General features: G+C 61.4%; 1 protein-coding gene. It reads left to right on the top strand.

The annotated features are described in order from the left end of the window. Positions 1–85 precede the first annotated feature (85 nt). The gene (locus JWF83_RS26000) at positions 86–12,466 is read left to right on the top strand and encodes an amino acid adenylation domain-containing protein (protein ID WP_413653404.1); all 12,381 of its coding nucleotides are present in this window, start codon (positions 86–88) and stop codon (positions 12,464–12,466) included. The last annotated feature ends 23 nt before the right edge of the window (positions 12,467–12,489 follow it).

Genomic DNA, 12,489 nt, shown 5'->3' with positions numbered 1-12,489 from the left:
GATGGCAAGGTTGCTTTAATTTTTTACTGGACATCGTGGGCGATGCTTAATTTCACAGTCATCTCACTGTTTGAGGTTTAAGCAAATGGCATCGCATCACCCTTTGTTAAATCGTTTTTCCACCCTGGTTGAGGGCATCGAATTTTATGCTCAACAGCAGGGTGATTTTCCGGCTTTACGTTTCCACGACCACCACGGCGCGGAACAGGTTGTGACCTTTGGGATGGTCGCCGGGCGCTCGCGGGCATTAGCGGCCAAATTGCAGCAGCACTATGCGCCGGGGACTACCGCGCTGATCCTCTATCCGTCCGGCGTCGACTATGTCATCACGCTGCTGGCCTGTTTCTATGCCGGTGTGATTGGCGTGCCGGTCAACTTATCCGGCCCGGCCCGCGTCAAACGCGTGCTGAGCAAGCTTGATGCGATTGCCGAAGATTGCCAGCCAGCGATGATTCTTACCGGAGCGGAAATCATTGATCTCTCCGGCGACGATCTGACTGCTTTTGCCAGACAGCATCAACTGGCGCTGATCGACACCCAGTCCGATGATGATGAATACTGGCAGCCACGCTGGCAGTTGCCTGAAATTAATGGCGATACCATCGCCTTTCTGCAATACACTTCCGGCTCGACCGGACAACCGAAAGGGGTGATCAATCGCCACCGTAATTTACTGGCGAATCTCGATTTTCTCAGTTGCCTGACGCTACCGTCACCGCAGTGCGTGGTGGTCAGCTGGCTACCGCTGTATCACGATCTCGGGCTGATTATGGGCATCCTCTCGCCATTACTGTTCGGTAATACGGCGGTCTATCTGCCACCGGCGGCGTTTGTAAAAGATCCGCTGCGCTGGCTGGAGCTGGCAAGCCAGCTGCGCGGCACCGTGCTGCCCTGTCCGAATTTTGCCCTGCAACGCTGCACCGACGCAGCCCGCCAACAGCCTGAGCGGGTGGCAGGCTGGGATCTGTCATCGATTGTCAGCCTGGTGCCCTCCGCCGAGCCGGTCTCTGCGCAACAGCTGGAGGCATTCTGGCACTGCTTTAAGGCCTGCGGATTACGGCGTGAGGCGCTGAAACCCTCTTACGGACTGGCGGAAGCGACGCTAATCGCTGCGGGTAACAGCGCCAGCGAGCCGGTCTATCTGGATATTGACAAGCAGGCGCTACTGCGCAATCAGGTGCAGATTGCTGAACATGCCAGCAACCGCACCCGTCGCTATGTCGGCTGCGGCAATGAATTTGGCGGCCAGGATGTGCAAATTGTCGACCCCGACAGCCATCTGCCGCAGCCTGCCGGTTATAGCGGTGAGATCTGGATTAGCGGTAAGGCAGTGGCTGCCGGCTACTGGCAACGTGAACAGCAGAGTCGACAGACCTTTGCCGCCCGCCTGGCGCAGGATCGCTCCGGACGGCGCTATATGCGTACCGGCGATCTCGGCTTTCTCCATCAGGGACAGCTGTTTATCACCGGCCGTCTGAAAGATATTCTGATTGTGCGCGGCCAGTGCCACTATCCGAACGATATTGAAACCACGGCAATTGCCGCCCATCCGCTGGCGCTGGCTGATGGCGCCGCCGCGTTTTCCTGTCAGCATCACGATGAAGAGCGGCTGGTGGTGGTGCTGGAGACGCAGCGCGCCGATGACCGGACACTGCAACAACTGGTGGCAGATGTCAGACAGGCAATTGCCGAACAGCATCAACTGGCGGTATGGCGGGTAGTACCGATCCGCAAAGGTACCCTGCTGCGCACCACCAGCGGCAAAGTTCGTCGGCGCGCCCTGAGCGAAGCCTGGCAACAGCGGCGACTGCATGTTTTATGGGACGAGAGCGCAGCGCAGCAGCCGGTTGCGCCGCATAGCGGCGAGCTGGTCAGCTGGATCTGTCAGCAGGCGGCGGAACTGCTGGGCAATGTGACCGCGCGCAATATCGATCCGCGTCAGTCGCTGTTTAGCTATGGCCTTGATTCGGTGGGCGCCGCCACCCTGCTGGCGAGGATCCGCCAGCAATTCCAGCTTGATATTCCTGACAGCGCGCTGTTTGACAGCCCGGCCGCCAGTACGCTGGCAGCGCGAATTAGCGCGCTACAGCAACCCGCGCTGCCGACAGCGACCTCTGCCGCAGGTTGCGCGGTGGATGAGCCGGTCGCGATTATTGGCATGGCATTCCGTCTGCCGGCAGCCAACGGTGAAGAGGCACAAACGGATGAGCAGTTCTGGCAACTGCTGCTGGATGGCGGCTCGGCGATCCGTCCTATGCCCGCCGAGCGTTTTCGCAGCAATGAAGAGATCCCTGGTTTTGGCGCCTTCCTTAATCGCCCGGCAGACTTTGATAGCGCATTCTTTGCTATGTCGCCGCGCGAGGCGATCAACACCGATCCGCAGCAACGGTTGCTGCTGGAAGTGAGCTGGCATGCGCTGGAGGATGCCGGTCTGCGTCCTTCGCGGCTGAAAGGCGCCGATGTTGGCGTTTTTGTCGGAATTGGTACCGGCGACTACGCCCATATCCCCTTTATTACCGGCGACAATACACATCTTGATGCCTACTACGGCACCGGTAACTCCTTCGCCGCCGCCTGTGGCCGTCTCTCTTACTTTTACGGCTGGGAAGGCCCGTCGATAGCGGTCGATACCGCCTGCTCATCAGCCCACAGCGCGCTGCATATGGCCTGTCAGGCGCTGCGCCTCGGCGAGTGTGAAATGGCGATGGCGGCCGGCGTGAAACTGCAGTTGCTACCCGAAGTTGATCAGGTGCTGCATAAGGCGGGCATGCTGGCCGCGGACGGCCAGTGTAAAACCTTCGATGCCAGTGCTGACGGCTATGTGCGCGGTGAAGGCTGCGTCGCTTTTCTGCTGAAATCTCTGTCGCAGGCACAGGCGGACGGCGATCATATACGCGCAGTGATCCGCGGCAGCCTGGTACGTCAGGACGGCGCCAGCAGCAGCCTGTCCGCGCCAAACGGCGAGGCGCAACGCCGTTTACTGCAGCGGGTACTGCAGCGCGCCGGGCTGCAGCCGGATGATATTGACTATATTGAGCTGCACGGCACCGGTACGCGCCTTGGCGATCCGATTGAGTATCAGTCGGTGGCCGAGGTATTTAACGGTCGCCAGACCGCTGCGCCGCTGTGGCTCGGTTCGGTAAAAACCAATATTGGCCATCTGGAAGCCGCTGCCGGCGCCTCCGGGATGGTCAAAGCCATCCTGGCGCTGGAACATGCAGTGATCCCGCCGCATATTGGTCTTAATCAGCTGAATCCACTGATCGATTTAGCGATTATCCCGGCACGCTTACCGGCGCAAGCGCAAGCCTGGCCGGTGCGCAATCAACCACGACGGGCCGGTGTCACCTCCTATGGTTTTGCCGGTACGCTGGCGCATGTGGTGCTGGAACAGGCGCCGGCCAGCATCAGCGCGCCGGCAGACGACAATCGGCAGCCGCAGCTGTTTCTGATCTCGGCGCAATCCATCGAATCCCTGCAGCAGTTGCGCCAGCTATGGTTGCAACGGCTGGACAGCGACCTGCCGCTGGCGTCACTGGCCGCCAGTCTGGCGCGCCAGCGCGAACATCACAGTTTACGCCTGGCGCTGGTTGCCAGCGAAAGTGGCGAGCTGCGCGACGCGCTGAGTCAGGCAACGCCCGGCGATGCGGTTAATGCGCCGCCGCGGGTCGGCTTTATGTTCACCGGCCAGGGAGCGCAGTATGCCGGGATGACACGCCAGCTGTATCAGCAGGAACCGGCGTTTCGCGCTGCTCTTGATGCTGCCGAGGCCGCAATCGTTCCGTGGCTGGGGGAGTCGCTGCTGGCGCTGATGTTTGCCGACGAGAGCGATCGCCTGAATCAAACCGCCATCACCCAACCGGCGCTGTTTGCTGTTGGCTACGGGCTGGCCCGCCTGTGGCAGAGTTACGGCGTTCAGCCGGTGGTGCTGCTTGGTCACTCCATTGGTGAGTTTGCCGCGCTGGTGATTGCCGGATCCCTGAGTCTCGCCGATGCCGCCCGTCTGATGGTACAGCGTGGCGCCTTAATGCAGGCGCTGCCGGCCGGCGGCGGTATGCTGGCGGTACGTTTAAGCGCCGAAGCGCTGCAACAGCGTCTTGCGGATCTGACGCCAGAAGAAAGCGCGCAGGTGGCGATTGCGGCACTGAATGGCGAAGAAGATAGCGTAGTGGCCGGAGCGCTACCGCTACTAACGCAATTACGCCAACGGCTGGAGCAGGAGAATATCAGCGCCCGCCCACTTACCGTGTCTCATGCTTTTCACTCACCGCTGCTTGATCCGATGCTGGATCAGTGGCAACAATGCTGCGACTCCGTCGCCACTCTGCCGCCAGCAATACCGCTGATTTCAACCCTTAGCGGCGAAGCCCTGACCCGGGCGCCGAATGGCGACTACTGGCGTCAGCATGCCCGCCAGACGGTACGTTTCCACCAGGCGCTGTCGGTGGCGGCGCAGCAGTGCGACCTGCTACTGGAGATTGGCCCGCATGCCATTCTCAGCGCGCTGGCGCAGCGTCATCTGCTCAGCAATCCCCCGGCGCATCCGCTGACGCTGGTCGCCAGCCAGCGCCGCACCAGCCCACAGCTGCTCAGCTGGCGCGAAGCCCTGCGCGACCTTTATCTGCGCGGCGTGAATTTTGCCTGGGATAATCCGGCGTGCGCGGCCTTTAACCAGCCCCTGCTGTCGCCACGTCAGCTGCCGCGTTATCCGTTCCACCGGCAAACCTACTGGCTTGACTATGATGGCGATGCGCCACGCGAACCGCTGCCGTTACAGCCACTACCGGTGCACAGCAGTGCGCAGGCGGTGGCGCTGTATAACCAGCAATGGGAGGCCATCACCACACCGCCCGCCAGCAGCCAGCAGCGCCGCTACTGGCTGCTGGGCGATGAAGAGAGCTGTCATCATCTCGCCGATAGCTTTGCCGCGCAGAAGATTGATGCCCGCTATTGTACCGATCCGCAGCAACTGATCGCCGCATGGCAGCAGGAGGATGTGGCGCTATATCTGCCGCCGCCGGAAGAGGCGGTCTGGTCGCTAATCGAACTGCTGCAGCAAGTTCAGCAGTTGAAAGGCGTATTGCGCCTGATGCTGATCACCCGCCAGGGGCAAGCCCCCGTTCAGCAAGCCTGTGATGTCGATCAGGCGGCGCTTTGGGGCGCCGCACGGGCGCTGGCGATTGAGTACCCGGCCTGTAAATGGCTGATGCTGGATATCGCCGCTGAAACCGGCATCTGGCAACTGGCGAATGCGGTGCTGCGGGCCGCCAGCTGCTTCGGCGCAGAAGATGCCCTGTGCCTGCGCCAACAGCAGTGGCTGCATCCCTGTCTGACACCGGCAGATAGCAGCATGCTGACGGCAGAGGATGAATTCCGCATTGATGCCGAATCCGCTGTGCTGGTGGTTGGTGCCTGGGGGGCGCTCGGCCGCCATATCAGCGAGTGGCTGATCCATCATGGCGCACGCCATCTGGTCCTCACCGGTCGCCAGGCGCCGCGCCGCAATCTGCAGGCCTGGTTACAGCACTGGCGCAGCCGGGGCATCACGCTGACCTGTGTGGAGGCGGATATCGCCGAACCGGCGTCGGTCGCCGCGCTATTTAGCCGGATTGCCGCCACTGGCTCTACACTGACCGGGGTATTCCACTGTGCCGGCGTCGGGCGCTTTAATCCGCTGGAGACCATTACCCGTGAAGATTATCAGGCGGTAGCGGCGGCGAAAATCACCGGCACCCGCCTGCTGCATCAGTTTACCCGGGAGCTGCCGCTGCGCTGGTTTGTTTGCTTTACCTCGATTTCCGGCGTCTGGGGCTCGCGCCTGCAGATTCACTATGGCGCGGCCAACGCCTGGCAGGATGCGCTGATGCGTCAGCGTCGCCATCAGGGCTTAGCAGGACTGAGTATCTCGTGGGGGCCGTGGAGCGGTGGCAGCGGCATGTCGGAAGTGGATGCTTCTCTGCTGCAATATTTACGGATGGCGGGAATTCAGCGCCAGCCGCCGGCCCGCTATCTGGCGACACTGGATAAGCTGTTTGCCGCTGGCGTCGGCGCGCCCGATTTTCCGGCGGTATGGCTGGCGGCAGAGGTCGACTGGCAGAAATTTGTTCCGCTATTCGCTCTCTACAGCCCTGTGCAGCTATTTAACCGCTGCGTAACGCAGCAGCAGCAAACTGCGGTGGCGGCCAGCGAGTTGCCGACCGCTAACCTGCATCAGCTGGGGCGTGCGGAACAACAGCAGATAATCCATGATTTTGTGCGTAATGAGCTGGCGCGCACCCTGCGCATTGCACCGCACAGTATTCAGCCTGACAGCGAACTGCTGGCTCTGGGAATGGATTCAATTCTGATTATGGACTTTTCCCGCCGCTGCGACAGCGAGCTGGGTATTACCTGTCCGCTGAAAGCGCTGTTTGAACACAGCACACCGGCGCGCCTGATCGCCTTCCTCACCGGGCAGCTGAACAGCGCCGCCCCGGCAACGGCCAGTGAAATGCGCATCACGCACCATGCGGCGCAGCGCTATGCCCCCTTCCCGCTGACTGAACTGCAATATGCCTACTGGATTGGCCGTCAGGAACACTATCCGCTGGGCGGCGTCGCCTGCCATGCTTTTTTGGAAGCGGACGCGCCGCAGGCGCTGGATATTCCCCGCCTGCAGCGCTGCTGGAACCTGCTGATTGCGCGTCATGATGCGCTGCGTCTGATTATTGCCGAAGATGGCCGCCAGCGCATACTGGCGGATGTGCCGGAGTATCAGATTGCGGTTGCCGATATGCAACACGCCAGCCAGGCGCAGGTGCAACAGCACTGTGAGCAGTGGCGTACCGTCCTGTCCCATCAGGTGCTGCCAACCGATCGCTGGCCATTATTTGATCTACGCGTGACCCGCTTACCGAATGGCGGCAGTCGCCTGCATATCAGTATTGATATGCTGATCAATGACGCCACCAGTAGCCAGATTTTGTGGGACGAACTGGTGGCGCTGTACCGCGCCGACGGCAGTCTGACCCAGGCGGGACTGCAACCGTTCAGCATCAGTTTCCGTGATTATGTGCTGGCGAAACAGAACCGTGAAGGCGCTCGTCTGCAGCAGTGGCAACAAGATCGCGACTACTGGTTACAACGCCTGCCAACCCTGCCAGCAGCGCCGCAGCTGCCGCTGATCGCAGAAAATCTAAGCCGCGTCCATCCACAGTTCAGCCGCCGCCAGCGCACGTTGTGCGCCGCTGCCTGGCAGAAGCTGCGCGCACGCGGTGCAAGTTACAACGTCACGCCTGCATCGCTTTTAATTGCCGCCTTCTCTGAAGTGCTGGCCAGCTGGAGCAGTGAGCCAAGCTTCAGCCTTAACCTGACGATCTTTGATCGCCTGCCGTGGCACGACGATGTGCCGCAGATGGTGGGCGACTTTACCGCGGTAACCTTGCTGGCGCTGGATCATCAGCAGCCGCTCAGCTTCGCCGGGCGTGCCGCGCAGGTCAATCAGCAAGTGCTGGAAAGTCTGCAATATCGTAGTTTCAGCGCCGTGGAGGTGCTGCGTGAATGGAATCGCGGGCGTGAGCAGCAGGCGCAGGTCGCTATGCCGGTGGTATTTACCAGCCAGCTGGGGGTTAATGACCCGACCAAAGGCGCAACAGAAAGCCCGCTGGGTGAAATTATCTACGGTATCAGCCAGACGCCGCAAGTGTGGCTCGATCACCAGGCCTGCGAGCAGGACGGCGCACTGGTGTATAACTGGGATGCGGTCGATGAGCTGTTCCAGCCAGGCGTTCTCGATGCGATGTTTAACGCCTATGCGCAATTGCTGGAGCAACTGGCCGCCGATGAGCAGTGGTGGCAGCAACCGTTGCCTGCGCTGCTGCCCGCGGCGCAGCTGGTGGTTCGCCGTTCAGTTAATGCCACCGCGGCGCCACTGAGTGAGGAGACCCTTGACAGTCTGTTCTTCGCACGCGCCGCGACGCAACCGCAGGCCCGCGCGCTGATTGCCGCTGAAGGCCACTGGAGCTATCAGCAACTGGCGGACTGGAGCCGCGGCGTGGCGCACCAGTTGCTGGACGCCGGTGTGGCACCCGGAGATCGCGTGGCGGTAGTAATGCATAAAGGTGCGGCACAGGTTGCCAGCTGTCTGGCGATTCAGGCGCTGGGCGCAGCCTATGTGCCGCTCTCTGCCGATACCCCTCCCGCGCGTCTGCAAACCATTTTGCATGGCAGCAATATCCGCGTGTTGCTGACCCAGCCGGACTATCGCCACGCGCTGGCAACTTTCGCCCACTGCGTGGTGGTCGATGCCGCACAGCCGGAAACCGCCAGCGCCTTACCGCCAGTGCCACGTCAGATCAGCGATGCCGCATATGTTATCTATACCTCCGGTTCGACCGGCGTCCCGAAAGGGGTGCTGATCGATCACCGCGGCGCGGTAAATACCGTGCTGGATATTAACCGGCGTTTTGCGGTTGATAGCGATGCCGTGGTGCTGGGACTATCGGCGCTGTGGTTTGATCTTTCAGTCTGGGACATCTTTGGCACCCTGGCGGCTGGCGGCACCCTGCTGCTGCCGGAAGCGGAAGCGACACGCGATCCGGCACGCTGGCTGGCGCTGATAAAAAGCGACAACGTCACAATTTGGAACTCAGTGCCTGCGTTACTGGACCTGCTGTTGACGGAAGCGGATTACCACCCACAGGCGCTTTACGCGCTGCGCCACGTGTTCCTCAGCGGCGACTGGATCCCGCTGCATCTGCCGCAGCACCTGAAAAATCTGGCGCCGCAAGCCACGCTGGTGGCGATGGGCGGCGCCACCGAAGCCTCCATCTGGTCCAACTGGTTTGTGGTTGATCGCCTTGAGAATCACTGGAAAAGTATTCCCTATGGCTGGCCGTTAACCAATCAGGCATATCAGGTGCTGGACAGTCAGCGGCGTCCCTGCCCGGACTATGTGACTGGCGACCTGTGGATTGCCGGGTGCGGCGTGGCGCTGGGCTATGAGAACGACCCGCAACGCACCGCTGCCAGCTTTATTGAGCATAACGGCGAGCGGTTGTACCGCACCGGTGACCTGGCGCGTTACTGGCCGGATGGTACGCTGGAGTTCCTTGGCCGCCGCGATCATCAGGTGAAAATTGCGGGTAACCGCATCGAACTGGGTGAAATTGAAGCGGCACTGCAACAGCATCCGGCTATCCGCGATGCGGTAGTCGATACGCTGGGCAACGAAGCGGGTGAAAAGCGACTGGCGGCGTGGCTGGTGCTGGACGCCAACCCGCAGGCGCTGAGTCAGCAGATCAGCGCTGATGCGCCGCTGGCCAACGCTCAGCCGCTGACTGAGGTTGCCCGCCGCCAACTGGCGCAGCAGAGCCCTCAGCCGGATAACCAGCAGCTACAGCAGTTCTGGCGGCTGATCGACGACCTCGGTGCACGGGCGATTGCCGATACGCTGGCCGCCGCAGGCGCAGTACTTAATCCGGCGACGGAATTTGTTACCCTGGCGCAGCAATGGCAGCAGCAGGCGCAGCAGACTATTCCGGCATGGGAGAATTTACTGGCGCAGGCCGCAGAGTTTGCCCTGCCGCGGGCGGCGCTGATACGCCTGCAACAGGGCGCCAGCGATCGCCTGCAGGTGTTACGCGGTGAAGCCAGTGCGCTGGAGCTGTTCTACAGCGATGATGATGCCCTGTCACCCGAGCAGCTGACGCAGGCCAATCCACTCAGTGCGCCGCTGACCAGCGCCCTGGCGGCAGTGATCCGTCAACTGGCCGCACAACTGGGGCGGGCGCCGCGTATAATTGAAATTGGCGGACGCAGCGGTGTGGCCAGCCACACCCTGCTGGCGCAACTCGACGATGTGGCGCTGGATTATCACTTTACTGACGCTTCACCGTTATTGGTACAGCAGGCACAGACGCGCTTAGCCGGTTATCAACTCCAGTTTAGCGTGCTGGATAGCGAACAGTCGCTGGCGCAGCAAGAGATCAGCGGCCATTGCTATGATCTGGTCGTGGCATTTAATGCCCTGCACCGTAGCCGCCATATCCCGCGTTTATTGCAGCGTATCGCCACCCTGTTACGCCCTGGCGGCTGGCTGCTGGCGCCGGAAATGACGCGTAACAGCACCTTCCAGCTGGCCACGGTAGCGCTGCTGGAGGCCGGTTACAGTCAGCTGGAAGATCAGCGACGTGAGCAGCAACTGCCGCTGCTGAATGTCGGCCAGTGGCAACAGCAGTTACAGCAACAGGGCTATCCGTTGCAGGCGATGTTGACGCTGCCGCTACTGGACGACGGCGGTCTGCATCTGTTAATGGCGCAAATGCCTGACAGGCTGTGGCAGTTCGCGCCGTCGAAAGTCAGTGACTATCTTGCCACCCTGCTGCCTGGCTATATGGTGCCGCAAATCATAATGGCGCTGGATGCGCTGCCGCTCAGTGCAACCGGCAAAGTCGCGCGCGCCCTGCTGCCGCGTCCGGGCGTCGACGCCAGGCTACAACCGCCAGCGCCGGCCAGCGCATGGCAGGGCAGCGATGCCAGCCTCGCCACTCTGTGGGCGGCCTTACTCGGTGGCGACCACCCCGCCGCCGGCGCCCACTTCTTTGAATCGGGCGGCGATAGTCTGACCGCTGTCCGGCTGGTGGAAAAAATCCGCCATCAGTTGCAACGGCAGGTTGCCCTGCGCGATTTGTTTATCACGCCGCGCTTTGGCGATTTCGCCGCCAAAGTGGCCGCCGCGCCGCTATGGCAGGAAGCACAGCAACAATGGCTGGCGGATGACGCTCAGCGCTATCAGCCCTTCCCGCTCACCGACGTGCAGCAGGCCTACTGGATCGGCCGCCAGAGTGGTCTTAACCTGAGCGGCGTCTCCACCCACCTGTATGTGGAGATCGATGTCGCGGATCTGAGTCACCACGCGCTGCAAAGCGCCTGGCAACGGTTGGTGACGCGCCACGATATGCTGCGGGCGGTGATCGACGACGCCGGTTATCAACGGGTGCTTGAGCAGGTGCCGGCGTATCAGATTCAGTGTCAGGACCTGCGTAACGCCAGTAGCAGCCAGCGCGATCGCTGGCAGCAGCAAACCCGCGCGGCGCTCAGTCATGAAGTCCATGACAGCCGCCACTGGCCGCTGTTTACCATACGTGCCGCTCAGCTCGATAACACTATGGTCCGGCTGTGCATCAGCCTCGATAACCTGATTTGTGACGGGCGTTCAATGGTGATGTTGCTGGCGGAATGGGCGCAACTGGCGCGTCAGCCTGAAACAGAGCTGCCCGCTATGGCTATTCGCTTTCGCGACTATGTGCTGGCGCAGGAGAAATGGCCGCTGCGCGCCAGCTGGCAGGCGGCGCTGAACTACTGGCTGGATCGACTCGATAGCCTGCCAGCGGGTCCGCAGTTACCGCTGACTGAACACGCCCCGCAGGCAATGCCGCAGTTTATTCGCCGCGAATCACGTCTCAGTAGCCGTCAGTGGCAGACACTGCGTGATAACGCTGCCGACGCCGCCATTACGCCGAATGCGCTATTGCTCACCGTCTGGAGTACCGTGCTGGCTAACTGGAGTCGCGAAGCCCACTTCACTCTGAATCTGACGCTATTTCAGCGTCCGGATATCCACCCTCAGTTGCCGTTGGTTGTCGGCGACTTTACCTCACTCAGCCTGCTGGCCTGTGATATGCGCGGCACGGCGGACTTCACCAGCCGGGCCTGCGCGCTGCAACGACAGCTGTGGGAAGATCTCGGCCATAGCGAGGTTTCTGCTGTACGGGTACTGCGTGAAGCAGCGCGCCGTCGCGGACGCATCGACGCGGTCGCGATGCCGGTGGTGTTTACCAGTGGGCTGGGGGTTGATGCTGGCGGCAGCGACAGCAGCGTTGCCGCCGACTGGTTGGGGGAATTTGGCTGGAGCGTCAGCCAGACGCCGCAGGTATGGATCGACCATCAGGTGGTGGAACGCCGCGGTGAACTGGTATTCAGCTGGGACTGTGTTGATGCGCTGTTCCCGGCAGGGCTGCCACAGCAAATGTTCGACCACTACTGTCATCTGCTGGCGGCGCTGGCTGAGCGCAGCGAGCTCTGGCAGCAGGATCTTGCCGCACTGCTGCCGCCCTGTCAGTGGCAATCAACCGCTACCCCAGCGCCGGTGATGGAAACCGTAACCGATCGACCACAGCACGGTAGTGATGCCATCGCCGCGGTTATCTGTGAACAGTTACAGCGCATCGCCGGACTCGGCGAAGTAGCGCCGCAGATCAACTTCTTTGAGGCGGGCGCCACTTCCCTGCACCTAATTCGCCTGCGTCAGGCGCTGCAGCAGAAGCTGAAAGTGGAACTGCCGGTGGTGGAGTTGTTTAACCGCCCGAATGCACGCGCCCTGGCCAACTGGCTGGCACGTCAGGAAGAGACGGTAACTGAACCGGCCAGTGATATCAGCGAACGGCGGCAGGCGCGTCAGCGTCGTCGTCAGCAACGTCAACGTTAATGCAGACATGGAAAAGTAAGCTA

The organism is Pantoea sp. B65 (assembly GCF_047308185.1).
GTDB lineage: Bacteria > Pseudomonadota > Gammaproteobacteria > Enterobacterales > Enterobacteriaceae > Erwinia.
This window is presented reverse-complemented; position numbering and strand designations above follow the sequence as displayed.